This window comes from Brevundimonas aveniformis DSM 17977 (assembly GCF_000428765.1).
Taxonomy (GTDB): domain Bacteria; phylum Pseudomonadota; class Alphaproteobacteria; order Caulobacterales; family Caulobacteraceae; genus Brevundimonas; species Brevundimonas aveniformis.
Map to the genome: position 1 here is coordinate 19,004 of NZ_AUAO01000001.1, position 19,827 is coordinate 38,830.

Consider the following 19,827-nt stretch of genomic DNA (forward strand, 5'->3'; position numbering starts at 1 on the left):
TCTTTGGTGGAGCATCGCTTTAGGGACATTTGCCGACCGTGACAACAGATCAGCCTAGATTAAAATAGAATAGGCCTACCGCTTGAACTCATTCGTCAGGGCCAACATCGCCGCACGTTGAGGCACCGAGTATTCATCCAACGTATCATCGTCGCCCTCTCGTATTGCGCGCATAAGCTGTATTGTGAGGGCCGACGAGAGCGACCAGTTCCAGTATCTGAGAACGGTCTGCGCTCGATCTACAGCAATCATGTCATACGTCACCAGAACTTCCGCCAGACGTGCATCTGGCTCACCGGTATCGTCTACCTCTGGCCGACGCATCCCACGCCAGAGCTGTCGGACACATTCCTTGGGCAGGCCGGTTGCCTTGCACAACACCGCCAGGGCCTCGCCCCCCATGTCGGTGAATATCTTGGCACCTGTGATGGGCTTGATCCCCGCCAGGTAGGAGATTTCCGATGCCAGCTCGGGCGTTAGTCCCGCAGCGGCCACCTGCACCGCATGATCCAGACTGTCGTACGGGCTCTTTGCGATGGCTGCCCGGTTGCGCTGGCGTCGCTCGATAAACTGAAGGGCTTTGCGGGCCAGGGGGTCTTGCCACCCCTCGGCCGAGGCCATGGCAAAGACATCGTCGACGACTTCCTGAAGAACTTCGCGCGACACAGCGAAACGGGACAGGATGACCCGCCGCTGTTCGACATTGCTCCACCAGAACATCACATAGGCACTCGACGGCCTCAGCTCGGCTCGCTTCAGCAGCAGGTCGATCAGGCCTGACGCATCCCGGCTGACCGACACCAGTTCCTCGATGGCGGTTTGGGACAGACGGGCATCCTTATTGTGCAACAGCCGATCCAGAACAGCCGGCTCCAGATGCGACACCAGGGCATCCGTGATCGCCTCGGAGAGATGACGGCGTCCGGCGATGGCCAGGCGCTGCGAGTGACCCGCCTCATGGGCACAGGAGATCAGATCCGCGTCGGAAAAGGCGTTGCATTCGTCGAGCAAAAGCTCGGCGGCACCAGACTCGTCGCGCAGCAGCAACCGCACGAGGCTGTCCGGGATTTCCGTGAGCGCAGCCAATCGTCGGGCCACCCGCATCCGCTCGGCAGGTTCGGCGTCACGCAGCATCTCGACAAGCAGATCACCGACAACCGCGCGTTCGAAGGCATTGACCCGACTGCCGGGCAGGCTGACCACATCCGCCAGCCGCTTCAGGAGGGCACGGCGCGCACGTGATCCTCCGGCTGACGGGGAACCGGATTCATCCGACGGTGGCGGTGCGGACTGCGGCACGCTCATGGCCGTAATATCGGCCTGCGTTGGTTAACCGCTTGTGGATGTTTCCAGCGCGCCTTCAGTCAAACCGCACCCAGGACGCGCGACTGTCGGGAGTCAGATCGAACCCTGCCGAAACGTCCCCCGCCTGTTCAAAGCTCAGCACCAGCTCAACCTGGCCATGCTCCGCCCGGGCGGGATCAAATCCAATCAGCATCAGGTGCAGAGGACTGCCCGGCCGCACATCAAGTCTGTCTTCAGCTTCGACGGCCCAGCTCGCGTCCGACACCATCGCAGGGCGGTCGCCCGATCGGTCGATCCGGTGCATCTCAATCCGCTCGGCGCAGGTGCACGATACCGCCACCAGTCGGTCTGCCGGCCCGGCATTCTCGATACGAAGATAGGCCGCCACATCCCCCGGCTCACCCGGGTTGGCGACGATCCGGCGGCTGAGCGAAAGTTCCCCCACGGATACGGCTGACTGTTCTCCTGATCGCGATAGGCGGGGCACCGTCGCTCCACTTTCGATGCGATAGTCGAAGCCGCCGAAGGGAACCCACCGACCGTCACGCTCGACCAGGGTGCGCGTCTGATAGGTTCCATCCCCAGGAACCGTTACGGTCGAGCGCAGCCTCTCCAATCCGTCGAGGCCATGGACCATCTGTTCAATTTCCATCACCCCATCGGGCCGCACGGTCAGGCTGCCGTTCGTGTGAAAGCCGCCCGAGGTAAGATAGGAGAAGATCAAATTCCCGGATTCGCCGTCTGGGAAGAAGGTCGTCTCGCCGCCGTAGACGCCCCCGTTGACGGCATGGACGGCCCGTACCGCGTGACCGTCAACCGCCCAGTCCCAGCGCACGACATCCTCTGCGGTGTCCGGGCCAAGACTGATTCCTCGCCACGTCCGACCGATCAGCGGATAGAGCGGGACGAACGGGTCTTTGGCCGAAACCTCGGCAGCCGGCAACTCTTGCGCCCAGCTCCGCGCCGGCGCGCCCGCCAACAAGGCCAGCCCCACCGCCACGGACAGGATCAATCGCTTCATCGCATTCCCCTCTCAGGCCATCGCCTGCCGCCCGGCGGCGCGGACCAACAGCATGTCGAAATGGTCGCGCAGGGCCGCCACGCCCCGATCGAAATAGGCCACATCGCGATAGGTCCGGGCCTGCATCACCCCGCCCTCCATTGTCGTCAGTACGAACTCGGACAACGCCCGGCGGTCCAGCTCGGCGGGCAGCCGTTCCCCGGCCTCTTCCAGGCACCGTTCAATCGCGCCCGCCCAGTTGGTGAAGTTGATGGCCAGCAACTCGCGCACCACCGGATCGGCTTCATGCAGCTCCAGCGCCAGCGACCCGATCGGGCAGCCGTAGGTGTTGTCCGTCTCCACGATCATCCACCGATACCGATCCAGTAGAGCGAATATCCGTTCGATCGGATCGTCGACGCCCTCCCACGCCGGATCGAGCAGATTTTCCTGAATGCCGTCGCGGTAAAATTCCAGCACCGCGACCAGCACGTCCTGCTTACCCGGAAACACATGATACAGGCTGCCGGCGTTCAGTTGGGTCCGGCTCAGAATGTCGGCCACCGAGGTTGAATTGTAGCCCTTGGCCCAGAACAGCTCCATCGCCGCCAGCACGATCCGGGTGCGCGTATCCAGCTTCTCCTGCGGACTCATGCCCGCTCCCACGCCTGGCGCAGCCAGCCCTCGACCTCGGCGTCAATCTCATCGGGCGCGGCGATGCGGATGCGGTGGCTGACCATTCCGTTCCACGATCCGGCAGCCTCCAGACGCCCGGCCGGCTCCACGCCCTTTAGTGCCAGGCCGATGTCCAGTCGGTCCTTCGTCGACGGTTGCAACAGCCCGAACTGCTTGGTGCGCCGGAGCGAGGTGTAGCCCTTCTTGGGCGCGAACTCGACGCTGCCCAGCCCCTCAACAAACGCCGCCGCCTTGTCATAGGCAGGTTTGATTGCCGCCTTAGGCCCGGCGAACATGGCGGCGAACAGGTCCTCGCCATCCTGCGAGCCGGCATCCGACGCCATGGCCTTGTGCGCCACAAGGTTGGCATAGCCGTGGGTCAGTCCCTGCTCGGCCTTCAGCCAGGCCACCATCTGCCCATGCTTGGCCTGCCCCGCCCCTCTGGCCAGGGCGATCCAGTCCGAAAACGATTTGCCGGTGTTCGCCTCCAGATTGGCGATCATCTTGGCGGTGGCGGCGTCCATGTCGGCCATACGGCGATCCTCCCTGTCTGGAAGGGTTGAACGCTCATTCAAATATCGGCGTCAAGCGAAACTTGAGCGGGCGTTCAAATCTGTCACAGCCCCTCGAACAACGCGGTCGACAGATACCGCTCGGCAAAGCTCGGGATGATGGCAACGATGGTCTTGCCTTTGTTCTCGGGCAGTGCCGCTTGCCGGAAGGCCGCCGTGAGGGCCGCGCCCGACGAAATCCCGACCGGAATCCCCTCAATCCGCGCCGCCTTGCGGGCCATGTCGAAGGCCTCGTCGTTGGTGACCGTCTCGACACCGTCGATCATCGAGCGATCCAGAATGGCCGGCGCGAAACCGGCTCCGATCCCCTGGATCTTGTGCGGCCCCGGCGCCCCGCCCGACAGCACCGGCGAATCCGCCGGCTCGACGGCGATCATCTTCACGGACGGTTTGCGCGCTTTCAGCACCTGCCCCACCCCGGTCAAAGTCCCGCCGGTGCCGACGCCGGAGATCACGATATCAACCGCCCCATCCGTATCGGCCCAGATTTCCTCAGCGGTCGTCTTCCTGTGAATTTCCGGGTTGGCGGGGTTTTCGAACTGGGAGGGCGTGATCGCACCGGGCGTCTCATTCAGCAACGCTTGCGCCATTTCGATCGCGCCCTTCATGCCCTTTTCTGCCGGTGTCAACACCAGTTCGGCCCCCAGCAGCGCCAGCATCTTGCGCCGTTCCATCGACATCGATTCCGGCATCACCAGGATCAACTTGATCCCCTTGGCCGCCGCCACGAAGGCCAGGGCGATGCCCGTATTGCCGCTGGTCGGCTCGATCAGAACCGTGTCCGGCCCAATCTTCCCCGCCTGTTCCAGCGCCTCGATCATGGCCACACCGATACGGTCCTTGACCGAGCTGATCGGATTGAAAAACTCCAGCTTGGCCAGCACGCGCGCCTGCGGCCTCAACTCGGCCGACAGACGGGGCAACTCGACCAGGGGCGTATCCCCGATCGTCTCAATGATAGAGCGATAGATCTTGCCCCGCCCGGCCTTCAGATGGCGAGAGGCGTCATAGGCGGCTTCGGACATGGGGGAGACTCCGTTGGCTTTGCGCCAACATAAGTCTCAGGCCGCGCTGCGCAATGTCACCCTGGCGATCAGTCCGCGGCCCAGACCGGGATCAATCTGGAATTCGCCGGCCATTTCCCGAACCAGCAGCCGGACCAATGGCCAGCCCAGTCCCGCACCTTCGCCACGCCGACTAAGAGCATCTTCTCCCTGCTCGAAGGGCAGCATCAAGCGCTTCAGCTCCAGCGGCTCGACGCCTGGGCCCTCGTCCGCGATCTCAAGCCGGACAAGGCCCTTCTCCTCAAGGACGCGAACCCTGATGGCCGTGCCGGGCGGCGACCAGGTCATGGCATTCTGGAGCAGTTGCTCCACCACCATCTTGAGGGCTCGCGTATCGCCGATGACCAGCACCGTAGAGGTCGGCGGTGTAAATTCGATACGCAACTCGCGCATCCTGGCTTCACCAGCCACCGCCTGGATCATTTCCTCAACGAGGTCATCAAGCGCAATGGTCTGCTGTTCCAGGTCGGCGCCGCCGGACTCCAGCCGAATGATCTCGAGGGCCGCATTCACCATGCTCAAGAGCCGGTGGCCGCTGGTCCTGATGATCTCGACGTATTCCCGGTACTGCGGGGCCCCCAATGGGCCGTTGGGTTCACCACTCAGAATGTCGGAAAAGCCGATGATCGAGTTCAGAGGCGTGCGAAGCTCATGGCTCATCATCCGCAGGAAGGCCCGGCGCTGACGGTCGGCACGGAGGGCAGCTTCCGGTTCGTCGGACCCCGCCCCAACCGCCGCGGTCTTTGGCAGAGGCGACGACACCGCGCGGCTCCAAGACAACTAATACGACGATCCACAGTGCGCCGCTTCGCTTACCATTCTCTTTAGCTGCTCGGTCATCGATTCCCGGCATTCGCCTCACGGGCGCGCAGACTTGACGCGCAGGGCCGCCCCCGCGACTCACGCTATGAGACAAGGGTTGAGTCCAAGCCCTGTCCGTCGTCCCGCTTCACGCCTTCAGGTCTGCCGTTTGAACGAAGTTGCCATCCCGCCTGTGTCGACCTTGCCGGCACCCGCCAATCCGGCGGCTGCGGGCTGGCACCTCCTGTGGGCCGTCGGTGTGGCGTCAGTCCTCATTGCAACAGCCACGCCATATGTCGCGACGACCGGCTATGTGCAGGCGGCACTGGCCTTTGGCCTGACGCCGGGTCTGGTTGGGCTGGCGCTGTGGCGAGAGACACCTGCGCCCTTCGGACCGATTCTGGCCTGTGTCTGGTGTGCGGGGGCCGCCCTCGCCGTCGGGCTGTCAGGAGGACTGGCCGGCCCCCTGGCCAGTTGGGTCGCCACGCCTCTGCTCGCTGGCCTGATCATCGGGGGCCGTCGAGCGCGTGCCATTGCCGCCGCGGGATCAATCGTGGCGACCGCCGTCGGCATGGCGGTTGCCATGGCAACCGGGCCGGTCGTACAGCCCATACTGGCGGGGACGGCCGCTGCCTTGCTGTTGGGCTCAGCCGGTTGGCGGCTCCTGCGATCCCAGTCCGACCTCGAAGGCGAACTTGCAGAAGAACAGAACCTGCGCCAACGGCTGGAAGCCGTGCTTCGGGCTCAACCTCTGCTTAGCCTGCGCCTGGCCTCTGACGGCCGCCTCCTTTCCGCCTTCGGGCGAGGACAGGCCGGCATCGAGTTGTCGGACCTCACCCAGGACGGACTATTCGGCATCGTCCAGGCCGGAGGTCGACCGGGCATCCAGGCCGCCCTGCAATCGGCCGTAGTTGAGGGAGCCGCCCAGGTCCGGTTCACTCCCAGCCGCGCCATGGACCGTCAGTTCGAGGCTATGTTGCGTCGTCTGCCCGATGGATCCCTGCTGGCCGTCCTGCGCGACGTCTCGGATCAGGAGGCGCGCGAGGCGGCGCTCGACGCTGCCCGTCAGGAGGCTGAAAGCCTGCATCAGGGCAAATCCCGCTTTCTGGCCAATATGAGCCACGAGCTACGCACACCGCTCAATGCCGTCATCGGATTCTCGGACATGATGCGACAGCGCATGTTCGGACCGCTGCCCGAACGCTATCTCGAATACGCCAATCTGATCCACGAGGCGGGCGGGCACCTGCTCGACCTGATCAACGACGTCCTCGACATGTCCAAGATTGAGGCAGAGCGATTTGAGTTGGCGCGCGAGCGATTTGATGCTCGCGATCCCATTTCGGCGGCAATGCGGCTGATCCGGCTTCAGGCGCATGACAAGGGCGTTGAGTTGAACGGGGCCTTTCCGGCTGACCCCGTGCCGGTCGAGGCAGACAAGCGCGCGCTCAAGCAGATGGTGCTCAATCTGCTTTCCAATGCGGTGAAATTCACGCCGCGCTATGGCTCGGTCACCCTGGCCGTGCGGGTCGAGGGCACCATCCTTGAGATCAGCGTCTCGGACACCGGGGTCGGCCTGTCTCCCGCCGACATTGAGCGGATCGGTCGCCCCTATGAACAGGCCGGCGCAACGGAACAGCGCGCGCAGGGAACAGGGCTTGGCCTGTCGCTGGTCCGCTCCATGGCCGAGCTGCATGGCGGGGTGCTGACCATTGAAAGCACGCTCGGCGAGGGCTCTGATTTTACCCTGCGTCTGCCGATCATCGACACCAGCGCCCGTCCGACAGCCGAGGTCGTGCCCTTCCCTGGCACCGTCGTCGCCGACCCGGCCTAAGCTACGGCACCCAGCCCCGCCTCGCGTAGCGTTTCAACCGCCGTGGATCTGGCATAGGCCGCAGCCCAGCCACGGACCGGCTGACAGCCCAGTTCATCGAGCGCCTCGTAGACCCGGGCCAGACTCAGCTGGTCGACCGCCCAGGCGATGGGGTCATCCGTGCTGCGGGCCAACCGCTGACGCAGCCGAGCCTCCTGACCGGACAGGGTCACAACATCGCCTTCGCTGGCAGCCAGTAGTGTCTTCACGCGGGCCGCGCGGAGCCGGATTTCGACTTCCAGGGCGGTTGACCGGGTCGCGCACAGCTTCCAGGCTTGTGTCAGGAAATCTTCGGCCGATCTCAGAAGGGCGGCGACCGGTTCACGCTCCTGCCACCGGATCAGGGTTTCGGCCTGAGCTGCCAGGATCGCCCCGGCATCCAGGGGGCTATGGTCCTCGTCGAACATCTCGCGCGCGCTGGCCATCAGCTCGATCGCCTGCTCCATGGCCGCGGGCTGGCCGGCCATATCCCCCAGGGCCGACAACGCCAGGCCACAGGCCCGCATCGCCCGCGCCCGCGTCACCGGCAACAGGTCGCCGTCGACATGATCCATCAGGATGCGCAGATCGCGTCCGGCCTGATCCAACAGCCGCTCATCCTGCCAGCGAAGGCCCGCCTGCAAGGTCAGCTCGGCCCTTTCCATGCGCAGCTCGACAACACGCACCAGCCGCCAGGGATCGGCATCGCCGGAGCGGCGGCTGTCCAGATGCAAGGCCGCATCCAGCAGGGCAGCCGCAGCCCTCACTGCGGCCGGATCGTCGCTCATCAGAGCCCGCCGGGCTCTGAGCCGCGCGTGCATCGCACAGGTGGCCGCCTCAGCCTTGCGGGAATTGGGTTCGTCAGACGCCGCCCCAACAGCGTCCTCGGCCTCTTCCAAAGCCCGGAGGTTCCCGCGGAGATCAAACCGTACCAACAGGACCTCGGCCACCGTCGTGCTGGCCAGGGCGAACGGAGCCCCCGCGGGCGCGGCCTCCAGGGCCTGTTGGGCCGCGCGTCCAGCCGCGTCCAGGCTGGAGGTCAGGCCTGTGCGGCGAGCATGGCCGACCCAGATCAACGCCACGTCCCGCCAGGCACGCCAGGGCTCGCCGGCCTGAGCCGCCAGCGGGCTTTCGGCAGCGGCCTGTTCGGCCACCATGGCCGTCGGCAGCAGCTCCAGAACACGCGGATCGCGGGCCTGACCGCCGACACCGGCGGCGATGAATCGCTTCAGATCCTTGCCAAAGTCGAACATGGCGGCTGTCCCGTTCCGGGACGATTCGCTGTGTCCCGACCCTGAAGACGCAAGCCTGACGCCGGAGTTCGCTCGGGGGTGGTGAACCCGCAAACAAAGGGCTAGGGTCAGCCAGACGGCTTATTCATCGGTTGTAGAATTTCATGCTCCAGTGGCTTCGCAAACCTTCGGACGATCCTGACGCGACGGAGCAACCGTCCGCCAATGATCCCTACGACCTGCGCGGCCAGGCGGCGGTGGTCACCGGCTCGACCTCGGGCATCGGTCAGGGGCTGGCCCGGGCGCTGGCCATGCGGGGCTGTGACGTGGTTCTGAATGGCCTGGGCGACCCCGCCGAGATCGAGCGGACCCGCAGCGACCTAGAAGCCTCCTGTGGCGTGCGCGTGCGCTACCACGGGGCCGACATGTCCAAGGGCGAAGAGGTGACGGACCTGATCGCCTACGCCAAGGGCGAGTTCGGGCGGCTGGACATCCTGTGCAACAACGCGGGCATCCAGCACGTCGAGGCGATCGAGAAATTCCCCACCGCCAAGTGGGATCAGATTATCGCCATCAATCTGTCCTCTGCCTTCTATGCGACCCGCGCGGCGGTGCCGATCATGAAGGCGCAAGGACGCGGGCGCATCGTCAACCTGGCCTCAGCCCACGGCCTGGTCGCCTCACCGTTCAAGTCGGCCTATGTGGCGGCCAAGCACGGCGTCATCGGCCTGACCAAGACCGTCGGCCTGGAGGTCGCCGAACACGGCATCACCTGCAACGCCATCTGCCCCGGCTATGTGATGACGCCCATCGTCAAAAACCAGATCGCCGACCAGGCCCGCACCCGCGGCATCACGCCCGATCAGGTGATCAAGGACGTCATGCTCAAGGCCCAGCCGACCAAGAAGTTCGTCACGGTCGAAGAGATCGCCGGCCTGTTCCTCTATCTCGTCTCGGATCTCGGGGCCTCGTGCAACGGCACGGCCTACAGCGTCGACGGCGGCTGGACAGCGCAGTAGGATTCTACCCCCGCTCCTCGTCCCCCGGCCCGAACGCGGCCAGCAGCTGGGTCTCGAAGGCCGAGCCACCCTGCCCCGGCTCACCCAGCATCATGTTGAGCAGCGCCCGGTTCTGACGCAGCCGGTCCATGCCCTCTGCAATCATCAGCTCGCGCGCCGTCATGTCGGGAGCGGTCGCCGTTCCGGGCCCGGTAATCCCCGGCTGTTCGCCGGCGGTGCGGATCAGGTTGGCATAGACTTCCTGCACGGTGGCCGGTCGCCCATCCCGATAGAAGATCGAGCGGTTGGCCGCTGCCGCCTGTGGGAACAGGGCCGCGCCGCTCTGGCCCGGCCGGCTTTCGACCGCCTGGATCAGACGCGCCGCCCCCGCCGGCCCCAGAAAGTGCGCCGCATACAGCTCGCCTCCCGACGGGTCGCGCCCGATCCGGCCCCTCAGGTAGGCGGCGGAATCACTGGCCAGCTCGGCGGCCATCAGGGATGCCGCCTGCGGATCGAATCGCAGGTCGAGCACCTCGCGTCGTGCGCCGTCGCGTACACGATAGCCGCCGTCGGACGTGCGTTCGATCATGGAGGCGTACCGGCCATAGCCGTGCTCGGCCCCGTGACGGTGCAGGGTGGCCAGCCAGGTTGATTCGATGAACTGGAACAGGCCCGAGGCGCTGGAGGTGCGTGCCCGCGCCGCCGGATTGAGCGAACTCTCGCGCCGGGCCGTGCTCAGCATGAAGTCGAAATCCACGCCGACGCGCTCGGACGCGCGCCGAATGGCACCTTCAATCAGGCCCGCGCCGCCGAGTGAGTCTGTCCGCATGATCGGCGAATTTGGCGAAACAGGGTTAACCAAACCTTTCCAGCCGGCGCGAACGCCCGCTTTTCGGTCCATTAGATTTTTGTTTTATCTATATTTTCTGTCGCCTCGCCTGGACCGGCTCCTCGCCTGCCGCCGCCGATCTAGACTGCCTGTCGTCGCCGGCTTGCGACCGGCGGAATGCACTTAGTGCACTTAGTGCACCCAAATCGCAGTGCACTATCTGCCTCATCCTCCGCACGGTTCGGCCCCAAACCTGCCGCAAGGGAAGCGCCTCCTGCGATCCAACACTTCGTTCCAACACTCTGGGGGGGCCTGGAGGAGAGAACGACTATGATGATGATCGCCGCCGCCGGCCACGGTCACCAGCGCCGCGCCCTATATGAGCAAGACAAGAAGCCCATACCTCGCTGGGTCTGGGGCGCCGTCGTCGCCTCCGCCCTGGTTCACGCCGCCGGCGGCGTGTGGCTGTACAACCAACGCTATGAAATGCCGGTTCAGACGGTGACTGAGCCTGACAACCCTCCGATCATCATGATGGAGCGTCCGCGCGAGCCCGAGGTCCCGGTGATTGATACGCCCGAGCCGCCGGCCCCGCCGCTACCGATCCACAACACGCGCCCGGTCGTGAGCCCAGATGTGCCGACGTCGCCGTTCCAGGTGCCGGACGAGCCTGTCACAGCTCCGGCCGGCGACGGCCCGATCAACCTGGACCCCGGACCGGCACCGGAAACCCCGGGAACGGCCACAGAGCCGACACCTCCCACTCCGACGGTGATCCGCAATCCCCAGTGGGTGCGCCAGCCGTCCGCCGCCCAGATGGAGCGGGCCTATCCGCGCGGTGCTCTGACCGATGGGACCAGCGGGCGTGCCGTGCTGAGCTGCCGGGTGACAGGGACCGGAGCGGTCAGCGGCTGTACGGTCGTCTCCGAAACGCCGGCCGGCGAGGGCTTCGGCAATGCCGCCTTGTCGCTCAGTCGCTACTTCCGGCTCAGCCCCCGCACCGTTGACGGCCAGGCTGTCGAGGGTGCCCGCGTCACCATCCCGCTGACGTTCAACGTCGGCTGACGCTCAGGCGAAGCGACCCGGGCTCATTGGAGCCGCATGCGGGCCCGGGTCGCGACCTTCCAGGGCACGGACCACCTCACCGGCCACCAGAGCCGCCAGCAGCCATCCGCTGCGGCGCGGGGCCAGGGCGACGCCCAGGCCAGGTCGGAGCAGGCCGGCATAGGGCCAGCCATCCGGGCTGGCCCCCCTGACACCCGCATAGGCCGACACAACGGCCGCGACCTCCAGCTCAGGACAGGCCTTCCGGGCCAGGGATAACAGCCGCGCCGTGACGTCCGGGTCCGGCGCCAGATCGTTGCGGCCCTCCTCCATCGTCGCTCCGATGATGGCTCCGCCATCGCCCTGAGGCACCACATAGACGCCGGTGGCGCGCACGACATGGTCGGGACAGGGACCCGATACGCGCACCGCCTGGCCGCGGATTGGGTGGATGGGCGGCAGCGGCACGCCGCAGCTCAGCGGTGCCCATCCCGTCGCCAGAACGACCTGCCGCGCCACGGATACGACGTTGCGATCATCCGTCAGACGCCACCCCTCGGGCACCGGCTCAAGCTGGATCAGCCGCCCGACCCGTCGCGCGATACCCCGGCTCAGAGCTGCCAGGGCCCCCCTGGCGTCCAGCCGCCAGTCCTCGGGCGTAAAGACGGTGGCACCATCTTGATGGGCGACAAAGCCAAGATCGCGTAGTCGGCTTGCCATGGCCTCGGCCTCGGGGCCGCGCCATTCGGCACCATCCCGGTACAGCTCAACACCTGTCTGGTCGGCAAAGTCCACCCAAAGGTCACGGGCATGACGAAGCCTCGCCGCATCCGGCGACGACATCCCGTCCAATGCGCTTTCAAACGCCGGTGCCAGCATGCCCGCGGCCAGGGCCGAGGCGCTGACCTCCTCGGGGGCCAGGACGACCACGTCCCGACCGGCCAACCGCAATGCAGCCGCCGTCGCCAGGCCCATGGCCCCGGCTCCGACAACGACAACGTCAGCCTGGGTCATGCGACCGGGGCGCTCCGATCAGGCGTGTTCCGAAACCCGCTCGCCGGCGGCCTTGGCTTCCAGAGCTTCGAGGCGTGCATTCAGGGCCGCCAGCTGGTCCCACAGGGCCTTGGGCAGACGATCACCAAAGCGTTCATAGTGGGCCGGAACCAGAGACGCCTCTTCGCGCCAGATCACCGGATCGACGTTGAGCAACAGGTCCAGGTGCTCTTCGGACATGTCCAGGCCATCCAGATCCAGCGACCCGGCCACCGGCGTGCGGCCGATGGCGGTATCCTGGGCCTCGGCCTTGCCGTCCAGGCGCTCGACGATCCACTTCAGCACGCGCGAGTTCTCGCCGAAGCCCGGCCAGGCGAACTTGCCGTTGCGGTCCTTGCGGAACCAGTTGACGAAATAGATCTTGGGCAGCTTGTCGGCGTCGGCCTGGGCGCCCATGCGCAGCCAGTGCGCGAAGTAGTCGCCCATGTTGTAGCCACAGAAGGGCAGCATCGCGAACGGATCGCGGCGCAGCTCGCCGACCTTGTTCTCGGCCGCCGCGGTCCCTTCGGACGCCACGTTCGAGGCCATGAACACCCCGTGTTCCCAATCGAAGGCTTCGGTCACCAGCGGCACCGCCGAGGCGCGACGACCGCCGAACAGGATCGCCGAGATCGGCACGCCAGCAGGGTCTTCCCATTCCGGCGCGATGGCCGGGCACTGGCTGGCCGGTGAGGCGAAGCGGGCATTGCCGTGCGCTGCCGGGCCGGGCGTTTCAGGCGTCCATTCCTTGCCGCGCCAGTCGGTCAGACGGGCGGGCGGAACATCGGTCATGCCTTCCCACCACACATCGCCGTCATCCGTCAGGGCGACGTTGGTGAAGATGGTGTTCTCGCGCAGCGTCGCCAGGGCGTTCTTGTTGGTCTTGGCGCTGGTACCGGGAGCCACGCCGAAGAAGCCGAACTCCGGGTTGATGGCATAGAGCCGACCATCCTGGCCAAAGCGCATCCAGGCGATGTCGTCGCCGACCGTCTCGGCCTTCCAGCCGTCCAGGGTGGGTTCCAGCATGGCCAGATTGGTCTTGCCGCAGGCCGACGGGAAAGCCGCCGCCACATATTTCTGCACGCCCTCAGGCGAGGTCAGCTTGAGGATGAGCATGTGCTCGGCCAGCCAGCCTTCGTCGCGGGCCATCACCGAGGCGATCCGCAGGGCGTAGCATTTCTTACCCAGCAGAGCGTTGCCGCCGTAGCCCGAGCCGAACGACCAGATTTCCCGCGTCTCGGGGAAATGGACGATCCATTTGTTCTCGTTGCAGGGCCACGGCACATCGGCCTGACCGGCCGCAAGCGGGGCCCCCAGGGTATGAACCGCCGGCACAAAGAAGCCGTCGTCGCCCAGCAGATCCAGGGCCCCCTTGCCCATGCGGGTCATCACGCGCATCGACAGGACGACATAGGCACTGTCGGTGATCTCGACGCCCAGAGCCGAGATCGGCGAGCCCAGCGGCCCCATGCAGAAGGGCACGACATACATCGTGCGGCCCTTCATCGCGCCGTCGAACAGGCCGTCCAGGCGCGCGCGCATCTCGGTCGGCTCAGCCCAGTTGTTCGTCGGGCCGGCGTCGATCTCATTTTCCGAACAGATAAAGGTCTGGCTTTCCACGCGCGCGACGTCGCGCGGATCGGACGCCGCATAGAAGGAATTCGGGCGCTTGACCGGGTCGAGCCGCTTCAAGGTGCCGGCCTCAACCAGTTCCTCGGCCAGGCGGTCCGCCTCGGCCTGCGAACCATCGCACCAATGGACACGATCCGGCTTGGTCAGGGCGGCAATCCCGCCAACCCATTCCACCAGTTCGCGGTGGTTCGTCGGGGCGGGCAAAAGCCCCGGAATCACGGCTTGAGCTGTCACGCGTCACTCTCCTGAACGACGTTCCCGGCACGTCTGCGCGTGCTTTGGAAACCGGCCTTGTCGGCCATGTTGTCCGCACAGAGACAGGTCGCCTCATGTGCGTCAACCCGGCGCACGGTCGCGCGCCGGGTCGAACGATTGGAATGGTACCGCCCTCCCGGATCGAACGGGAGACCTCCAGAGCCACAATCTGGCGCTCTAACCAACTGAGCTAGGGCGGCGCTCTTTCAAGCAAGGGGGCGCTTCTAGCCGCACCCGCGAGCCGGTTCAAGATGGATGAATCGCGTGGAGGCTTCGCCCTACCAGCCGCGCTCGGTCAGATAGGCTTCCAGGGCGGCAATCCGTGTCGAATCCGACGGGTGGGTCGAGGCGAACTCCGGCGACGATCCGCCCCCTTGCGCCGCCATGGCTCGCCACAGGGTGATGGCTTCGCGCGGGCGGTAGCCGGCGCGCTGCATGATGTCGACGCCGATCCGGTCTGCCTCCAGCTCATGACGACGCGAGAACGGCAACAGGATGCCCAGTTGTGCGCCGATACCACCCAGCGCCCCGACAGCCTGCCCGTATTCGCCGGAAACACCCGTGGCGATCTGCACTCCGGTCTGGGCCAAGGCTGACTGGGAGTATCGCTCGGCGGAATGGCGCGCCAGGACGTGGGCCGCCTCGTGGCCGATCACCGTCGCCAACTGGTCGTCATTGGTGGTCATGTGCAGCAGGGCTGTGGTCACGCCCATCCGGCCGCCTGGCAGGACAAAGGCGTTGGGCTGTTCGGAAACGAAGACGGCATACTCCCAGCTCTGGTTGCCCAGCCCGGCCGCCTGGACGATGCGCCCACCGACCCGCCGCAGCCGCTCATTCTGGGCGGGATTGCGCGAAACCTCATTGGCCTGAAGCGCCTGCGCCCAAGCCTGCTGCCCGGCGTTGGCAAGCGCGCTGTCATCCACCAGGACAAGCTGATCACGACCGAGCGCTTCGTTGTACGTACAGGCCGCAATGGGGGCCCCAAGGAGCGCGAGCGCGGACAGGACAAGAAGGGTGCGGTTCAGCTTCACGGGACAACTCCAATTGCAGCGCCGGACACGCCCAGATCGTCAGACGGCCTTTTGCGATCCCCATCAAACCCACCCTGGTCCGATTTGGCAAAAGAAAACGCCCCGGAGCCGAAACTCCGGGGCGTTCTCAATCTTCTAGAGCCGATTTTCCGACTACTCGAGACGGAAGCGGATCGTAAAGCGGGCTTGACCGCCTTCAGCAACGCCATCGACCGTCCGGGGTGAGAACCGGGCTCGTGACATGGACCGCAGGGCAGCCTGTCCAAAACCAGACCCTTCCGGATCTTCGGAAACGATCGAGCAGTTCGATGCCTGTCCGTTGGCAGCCACGTTGCAGAGCAACGTCACCGACCCGGATTCAATATTCCGGGAGGCGGCCCGTTCCGGGAATTCCGGAGCCGGCTGGCGCGACCACTGGACGCTGGTGATCACCGAAGGCCGCGGCGGAGCCGGCGGAGCCGGCGGCGGCGGCGGCGACTGAGTGATCTGGGGCGGCCCCTGATACTCAACCCGGTCCTCCTTTTCGGTCGTCTGGGTAACGAACGGCGGAGGCGCGGCCGGCGCATTCGGCGGGATGATCGCTTCACGCACCTGCAGTTTGGGCGGCGGAGGTGTGTCCGGCGGCGGCGGCGGCGGCGGCGGAGGAGGAGGAGGCGGGATCGGGTCAATGATCTCGACCTCGACCGCTTCATCCGAGTACTGACGCAGCTCCAGCTCGAACTTCTGCTTATACACCCCGTAGATCACCAAGGCGTGGGCCACGATGATGACCGCGCCGATGATCGCCAGGATATGACCCGGCAGCCCGAACAGACCCCTCTTGCGCGGCGGGTCCAGGATTGGGTCGCGACGACGAACGACTTCTTCTGTCATGCTTCCTCTCCCTAGCTCGCCGGCGCGTTGTCTTCGCCGACCAGGGCCACCGAATAGAATCCGGCATCCTGAAGCGAGTTCATCACGCGCATGAAGGTGCCATATCGAAGCTCCTGGTCACCACGGATGAAGATACGCTCTTCCGTGGGATTGCGGGTTCCGATGTTGGCGTTCAGTTCCGTGCCCAAGTCTTCGATCTGAACAGGGAAGTCCCCGATGTACACACGATCATTAGACTGAATCGAAATGTACACCGGCTTCGGCGGGTTATCCGCAGGCGGGGCGACCGCCGTCGGTAGGTCCACCTCCACGTTCACCGACGCCAGGGGCGCGGCCACCATGAAGATGATGAGCAGGACGAGCATCACATCCACGAAGGGGGTGACGTTGATCTCGTTGTTCTGCTCGACGGTGTACTTCGACCCGCCGCCAGGTCCGGAGAGTTTGGCGGCCATCTAGGTTACGCCCCCCGGTCGAGCTGACGCGAGACGCGGTTCAGCAGTTCCGTGCCGAACTGGTCAGCGCGGGTGCCGAAGTTCGAGATGCGAACCTGGAAGTAGTTGTAGAAGATAACCGCCGGGATAGCGGCGAAGAGGCCGATCGCGGTGGCCAACAGGGCCTCAGCGATACCCGGGGCCACGACGGCCAGGTTGGTGGTGTTGGTGTTCGCGATCCCGATGAACGAGTTCATGATCCCGTAGACGGTGGCGAACAGACCGATGAACGGACCGGCCGAACCGACCGAAGCCAGGAAGGTCTGACCACCGGCAAGGCGCTTGGCCAAGCCCGCCTGCACGGCGGCGACAGCGGCCGAAGCGCGCGAAACGGTGGAGTCGCGGTTGGCACCGGCGACGTCCAGACCGGCCTGACGACCGATTTCGACTTCGTCGGTCGCCGCAGCGGCCATGTCGGCCAGCGGGTTGCCTTCGAACTCATCCGAAATCGCGATACGGCGGATTTCCGACAGGGTGTTGGCACCGCGGAAGGCTTCCAGGAAGCGATCCGAAGCGCGGTTCAGACCGCCCAGTTCAAAAATCTTGATCAGCAGCAGGGTCCACGACAGGACCGAGGCCAGCAGCAGGCCGATCATCACGACCTTCACGACCATGGCGGCCTGAAGGAACATGCCGACCGGGGTGAGTTCGCCATGCGATTCACCGCCGACCTGAGCGGGATCTGCTTCCGCAGCCGGAGCAGCGGCATCAGCAGCCGGGGTGGCGGCCGCATCAGCGGCAGCGGCACCTTCAGCGGCGGGAGCGGCGGCGGCGGTATCGCCGGCAGCCGGGGTGGTGGGGGCCGCCATCGCTGGAGCTGCCGTGGCGAGCACGAGGGCTCCGGCGAACGCGAGGAGGAGGTTGGTTTTCTTCGTATCGATCATCGTTCGCCAGTTCCTGCTTGGTCTGACACCTAAAGACCGGGCGACAAGCGCGTCATTGCGCTCTCGCCCAACTACCCAAATGCGCCGAGAGATTGAGGCAACGCCCCACCCGCTCGACGCGGCGAAATTCTCCGCCAAAGACTTTGGCGGTCAGGCTCCTTTGGCGAAGCACTGCGGGAGCGTCAAGGGCGAGTGCGACCTTTTCACCTGACGGGGGAAGCCGCGTGACGCCGCCAAATTTGCTGATCGCCGATATGCCATGGGCCGACGATCCCCAAAGATCATGGCATTGACGTGGCAAACTCGGTTGTAGGGGGAATGGTGCCTGGGGGCGGATTCGAACCACCGACACGCGGATTTTCAATCCGCTGCTCTACCAACTGAGCTACCCAGGCATCTGGCCCCGCCTGCGCGGGAGCGGGGTCTATAGGCGAGGCGTTTGCGCCTGTCCAGCGGCCCTTTCAATCCTTGTCAGGCACGGGTTGTGACAAGGCCTCGGCGTCCGGCTCATCTTCTTCCTGGGCGGCGATGGCATAGCGGCCAGACAGCCAACCTTGAAGGTCGACATCGGCGCACCGGCGCGAACAGAAGGGGCGAAACTCCGGCGTCGCCGGTGCCTTTTTGCAGATCGGGCATTTGGCGGCCATCAGCCTTCCTCCAGCTTGAAGTGACCGGCCGCGATCCCGTCATCGGCGACCAGACGCGCACGCGGGCCGAGCGCGGCGACCCATGGTGCGGCCCGTTCGGTTTCTTGCGACATACAGCGCGCGGTGATCGTCGGCGCGCCGCGTTCGGACAACAGGGCGAATCTCAGGGCGCGCACAATGTCCGCCGCGCGTGTCCGCAGCGAGCGGCGTCCGTCGCCGTCCAGCAAAATGTCGTCAATCGGTCGACGTCGCCAGGCCCGTGACAGCATCAGGACGCCAAATCGATTGACCGGCCCGACGACCAGCCCCGCCTCGCCTTCGAACGCTGCCCTGGCGGAGATCGCGACCCTGTCACCGTCGAATCCCGTTCCGATCAGGTCGATCGACGCCAGACCACCCCAGGATCTCAGCCGAATCAAACGCGCCGCCTCCGCAATCCCGCGATCGTTGGCCCTGGCGCGAGCCTGCGCGCCATGCAGATGCGTCGCGGGGGCCCAGTCCAGATCGACGACCGTCATGGCCCGGGTGCGCTCGATTCGCAGGTCCAGGCCGACGCTCTCAAGGACGACGCCGGTGCCTAGCGCCTCCTCTTCCGCTTCGCGGACAGCCTGGATCGCGTCCACCCCTTCGACCGGCTCAACACTGGGTGCCCAGCCGGACAGGACCGCTCGCACATCCGGCCCGGCCGCCAGCAGTCGCGCCTCGCCGTCACCCGGCCCTGTCAGCCTCAGCGCCGGGCCCTTGCCGTCACGCGGCTCCGCCGTGACCTCGACCTGGACGCGGGCGCCCTCGCCGACGCCCTTGCCTGGGAGAAAGCCGAACGGCGCTCCAACACCCAGATCAACGAAGGCACCTTTCAGCGCCGGTTCGATCCGCGCCACGCGCCCGACGGATCGCGCGCCGAGCCTGTGGGCCGCCACGTCGTCGTCGCGCTGGATGATAAGTCGCTCAGGTCGCCCGTTCCGGAACAGAGCGCCCCGCGTCTCACCCGGCGTGTCGTCCAGAAAGACCTCGACGCCGCTCACGGCCGCCAACCCAGCCCGGTCAGGAGATTATGCGTCTCAAAGAGCGGCAGGCCGACCACCGAACTATGGGAGCCCGACAGGAAGGCCACATCCGCCCCGGCCACGCCCTGGATCTTGTAGGCGCCGGCGGCGTCTTTCCATTCACCGGCGCCCATGTGGCGCGCGATGTCGGCATCCGACAGAAGCCGGAACTTGATCCGCGTCTCCGACAGTCGCTCGCTCCGCCGTCCGCCGGGCGCGATTAGCACCACGCCAGTCAGCACCTTGTGCGCCCGTCCGCCCATCAGCCTCAACATCCGTTCGGCGTCCGCCGCATCGACCGGCTTGCCTAGGATGCGCGTGCCCACTGCCACGATGGTATCGGCACCCAGGACAAAGGCGTCCGGCCTCTGCTCGGCAATCGCCGCCGCCTTGAGCCCAGCCAGGCGCAGCACCAGCCGGCGCGGCGTTTCATCCTTCAGCGGTGTCTCATCGACATCGGCGGCCATGACGGCGTCAGGCCGCACGCCGATCTGGGCCAGAAGCTCCAGACGGCGCGGGCTGGCCGAAGCCAGAATCAGGGGCGCGCGGCTCATGACGAGC

General features: G+C 65.8%; 20 protein-coding genes and 2 tRNA genes. 3 read left to right on the forward strand and 19 right to left on the reverse strand.

Going from position 1 to position 19,827, the window contains the following annotated elements; genetic code table 11:
• Window positions 1–75: 75 nt before the first annotated feature.
• From G391_RS0100075 to G391_RS0100100, 6 genes are all read right to left on the reverse strand, one after another.
• Window positions 76–1,299: a DUF2336 domain-containing protein gene (locus G391_RS0100075; RefSeq protein ID WP_051257130.1), complete on the reverse strand. Its 1,224-nt coding sequence runs from the start codon at window positions 1,297–1,299 to the stop codon at window positions 76–78.
• A 61-nt stretch (window positions 1,300–1,360) separates the two neighbouring features.
• Window positions 1,361–2,326 (reverse strand): copper chaperone PCu(A)C, encoded by a 966-nt coding sequence (locus G391_RS0100080; protein ID WP_029085711.1) that lies wholly within the window; start codon window positions 2,324–2,326, stop codon window positions 1,361–1,363.
• A gap of 12 nt (window positions 2,327–2,338) precedes the next feature.
• Window positions 2,339–2,959, reverse strand: a complete 621-nt coding sequence (locus tag G391_RS0100085; RefSeq protein ID WP_029085712.1) for a TetR/AcrR family transcriptional regulator — start codon at window positions 2,957–2,959, stop codon at window positions 2,339–2,341.
• On the reverse strand, window positions 2,956–3,513 hold the full coding sequence (locus tag G391_RS0100090; protein WP_029085713.1) for a DUF4287 domain-containing protein: 558 nt from the start codon (window positions 3,511–3,513) through the stop codon (window positions 2,956–2,958). Before G391_RS0100090 ends, G391_RS0100085 begins: the two co-directional genes overlap by 4 nt.
• Before the next feature lie 83 nt (window positions 3,514–3,596).
• The gene (cysK, locus tag G391_RS0100095; RefSeq protein WP_029085714.1) at window positions 3,597–4,577 is read right to left on the reverse strand and encodes a cysteine synthase A; all 981 of its coding nucleotides are present in this window, start codon (window positions 4,575–4,577) and stop codon (window positions 3,597–3,599) included.
• Window positions 4,578–4,613: 36 nt separating this feature from the next.
• Complete coding sequence (locus G391_RS0100100; RefSeq protein ID WP_051257009.1) at window positions 4,614–5,378, reverse strand: sensor histidine kinase; 765 nt, start codon at window positions 5,376–5,378, stop codon at window positions 4,614–4,616.
• Window positions 5,379–5,586: 208 nt separating this feature from the next.
• Between G391_RS0100100 and G391_RS13295 the strand changes: the two genes are divergently transcribed.
• The gene (locus G391_RS13295; RefSeq protein ID WP_169719079.1) at window positions 5,587–7,251 is read left to right on the forward strand and encodes a sensor histidine kinase; all 1,665 of its coding nucleotides are present in this window, start codon (window positions 5,587–5,589) and stop codon (window positions 7,249–7,251) included.
• On the opposite strand, the gene G391_RS0100110 is transcribed toward G391_RS13295, so the two are convergent.
• Complete coding sequence (locus G391_RS0100110; RefSeq protein ID WP_029085716.1) at window positions 7,248–8,522, reverse strand: hypothetical protein; 1,275 nt, start codon at window positions 8,520–8,522, stop codon at window positions 7,248–7,250. The two genes, G391_RS13295 and G391_RS0100110, sit on opposite strands and share 4 nt — an antisense overlap.
• A gap of 143 nt (window positions 8,523–8,665) precedes the next feature.
• Between G391_RS0100110 and G391_RS0100115 the strand changes: the two genes are divergently transcribed.
• Window positions 8,666–9,520, forward strand: a complete 855-nt coding sequence (locus G391_RS0100115) for a 3-hydroxybutyrate dehydrogenase (RefSeq protein ID WP_051257011.1) — start codon at window positions 8,666–8,668, stop codon at window positions 9,518–9,520.
• A 4-nt stretch (window positions 9,521–9,524) separates the two neighbouring features.
• Here the strand turns inward: G391_RS0100115 and G391_RS13300 are convergent, their stop codons facing one another.
• On the reverse strand, window positions 9,525–10,328 hold the full coding sequence (locus G391_RS13300) for a lysozyme family protein (protein WP_051257131.1): 804 nt from the start codon (window positions 10,326–10,328) through the stop codon (window positions 9,525–9,527).
• A gap of 330 nt (window positions 10,329–10,658) precedes the next feature.
• Between G391_RS13300 and G391_RS0100125 the strand changes: the two genes are divergently transcribed.
• Window positions 10,659–11,393, forward strand: coding sequence for an energy transducer TonB family protein (locus tag G391_RS0100125; RefSeq protein ID WP_029085718.1), 735 nt, complete (start codon window positions 10,659–10,661; stop codon window positions 11,391–11,393).
• A 3-nt stretch (window positions 11,394–11,396) separates the two neighbouring features.
• Here G391_RS0100125 and G391_RS0100130 read toward each other — a convergent pair whose 3' ends face one another.
• From G391_RS0100130 to G391_RS0100185, 11 genes are all read right to left on the reverse strand, one after another.
• A complete protein-coding gene (locus tag G391_RS0100130; protein ID WP_029085719.1) occupies window positions 11,397–12,386 on the reverse strand; it encodes an NAD(P)/FAD-dependent oxidoreductase in 990 nt (329 codons plus the stop codon).
• A gap of 18 nt (window positions 12,387–12,404) precedes the next feature.
• Window positions 12,405–14,270: a phosphoenolpyruvate carboxykinase (GTP) gene (locus tag G391_RS0100135; RefSeq protein ID WP_029085720.1), complete on the reverse strand. Its 1,866-nt coding sequence runs from the start codon at window positions 14,268–14,270 to the stop codon at window positions 12,405–12,407.
• Between the two features lie 144 nt (window positions 14,271–14,414).
• Window positions 14,415–14,491, reverse strand: a tRNA-His gene (locus G391_RS0100140).
• 78 nt (window positions 14,492–14,569) lie between these two features.
• Window positions 14,570–15,322 carry a M48 family metallopeptidase gene (locus tag G391_RS0100145; RefSeq protein WP_342663465.1) on the reverse strand — a complete coding sequence of 251 codons (753 nt, stop codon included), beginning with the start codon at window positions 15,320–15,322 and terminating at the stop codon, window positions 14,570–14,572.
• Between the two features lie 153 nt (window positions 15,323–15,475).
• Complete coding sequence (locus tag G391_RS0100150; protein ID WP_029085722.1) at window positions 15,476–16,195, reverse strand: energy transducer TonB; 720 nt, start codon at window positions 16,193–16,195, stop codon at window positions 15,476–15,478.
• An 11-nt stretch (window positions 16,196–16,206) separates the two neighbouring features.
• Entirely contained in the window at window positions 16,207–16,650 is a 444-nt protein-coding gene (locus tag G391_RS0100155; RefSeq protein ID WP_029085723.1) for a biopolymer transporter ExbD, read from the reverse strand.
• A gap of 5 nt (window positions 16,651–16,655) precedes the next feature.
• Window positions 16,656–17,573 carry a MotA/TolQ/ExbB proton channel family protein gene (locus G391_RS0100160; RefSeq protein WP_029085724.1) on the reverse strand — a complete coding sequence of 306 codons (918 nt, stop codon included), beginning with the start codon at window positions 17,571–17,573 and terminating at the stop codon, window positions 16,656–16,658.
• Between the two features lie 319 nt (window positions 17,574–17,892).
• Window positions 17,893–17,968, reverse strand: a tRNA-Phe gene (locus tag G391_RS0100170).
• A 66-nt stretch (window positions 17,969–18,034) separates the two neighbouring features.
• On the reverse strand, window positions 18,035–18,220 hold the full coding sequence (locus G391_RS0100175; RefSeq protein ID WP_029085725.1) for a DNA gyrase inhibitor YacG: 186 nt from the start codon (window positions 18,218–18,220) through the stop codon (window positions 18,035–18,037).
• The gene (locus tag G391_RS0100180; protein ID WP_029085726.1) at window positions 18,220–19,245 is read right to left on the reverse strand and encodes a ribonuclease E/G; all 1,026 of its coding nucleotides are present in this window, start codon (window positions 19,243–19,245) and stop codon (window positions 18,220–18,222) included. The genes G391_RS0100175 and G391_RS0100180 overlap by 1 nt, the downstream gene beginning before the upstream one ends.
• Window positions 19,242–19,820 carry a Maf family protein gene (locus G391_RS0100185; protein ID WP_029085727.1) on the reverse strand — a complete coding sequence of 193 codons (579 nt, stop codon included), beginning with the start codon at window positions 19,818–19,820 and terminating at the stop codon, window positions 19,242–19,244. The genes G391_RS0100180 and G391_RS0100185 overlap by 4 nt, the downstream gene beginning before the upstream one ends.
• Window positions 19,821–19,827: the final 7 nt, after the last annotated feature.

What these genes read in the sequence shown, in the direction of transcription:
- G391_RS0100080 (WP_029085711.1), bottom strand. Translation starts at nt 2,326, where the DNA reads ATGAAGCGATTGATCCTGTCCGTGGCGGTGGGGCTGGCCTTGTTGGCG.
- G391_RS0100085 (WP_029085712.1), bottom strand. Translation starts at nt 2,959, where the DNA reads ATGAGTCCGCAGGAGAAGCTGGATACGCGCACCCGGATCGTGCTGGCG.
- G391_RS0100090 (WP_029085713.1), bottom strand. Translation starts at nt 3,513, where the DNA reads ATGGCCGACATGGACGCCGCCACCGCCAAGATGATCGCCAATCTGGAG.
- cysK (WP_029085714.1), bottom strand. Translation starts at nt 4,577, where the DNA reads ATGTCCGAAGCCGCCTATGACGCCTCTCGCCATCTGAAGGCCGGGCGG.
- G391_RS0100110 (WP_029085716.1), bottom strand. Translation starts at nt 8,522, where the DNA reads ATGTTCGACTTTGGCAAGGATCTGAAGCGATTCATCGCCGCCGGTGTC.
- G391_RS0100115 (WP_051257011.1), top strand. Translation starts at nt 8,666, where the DNA reads ATGCTCCAGTGGCTTCGCAAACCTTCGGACGATCCTGACGCGACGGAG.
- G391_RS13300 (WP_051257131.1), bottom strand. Translation starts at nt 10,328, where the DNA reads ATGCGGACAGACTCACTCGGCGGCGCGGGCCTGATTGAAGGTGCCATT.
- G391_RS0100125 (WP_029085718.1), top strand. Translation starts at nt 10,659, where the DNA reads ATGATGATGATCGCCGCCGCCGGCCACGGTCACCAGCGCCGCGCCCTA.
- G391_RS0100130 (WP_029085719.1), bottom strand. Translation starts at nt 12,386, where the DNA reads ATGACCCAGGCTGACGTTGTCGTTGTCGGAGCCGGGGCCATGGGCCTG.
- G391_RS0100150 (WP_029085722.1), bottom strand. Translation starts at nt 16,195, where the DNA reads ATGACAGAAGAAGTCGTTCGTCGTCGCGACCCAATCCTGGACCCGCCG.
- G391_RS0100155 (WP_029085723.1), bottom strand. Translation starts at nt 16,650, where the DNA reads ATGGCCGCCAAACTCTCCGGACCTGGCGGCGGGTCGAAGTACACCGTC.
- G391_RS0100160 (WP_029085724.1), bottom strand. Translation starts at nt 17,573, where the DNA reads ATGATCGATACGAAGAAAACCAACCTCCTCCTCGCGTTCGCCGGAGCC.
- G391_RS0100175 (WP_029085725.1), bottom strand. Translation starts at nt 18,220, where the DNA reads ATGGCCGCCAAATGCCCGATCTGCAAAAAGGCACCGGCGACGCCGGAG.
- G391_RS0100185 (WP_029085727.1), bottom strand. Translation starts at nt 19,820, where the DNA reads ATGAGCCGCGCGCCCCTGATTCTGGCTTCGGCCAGCCCGCGCCGTCTG.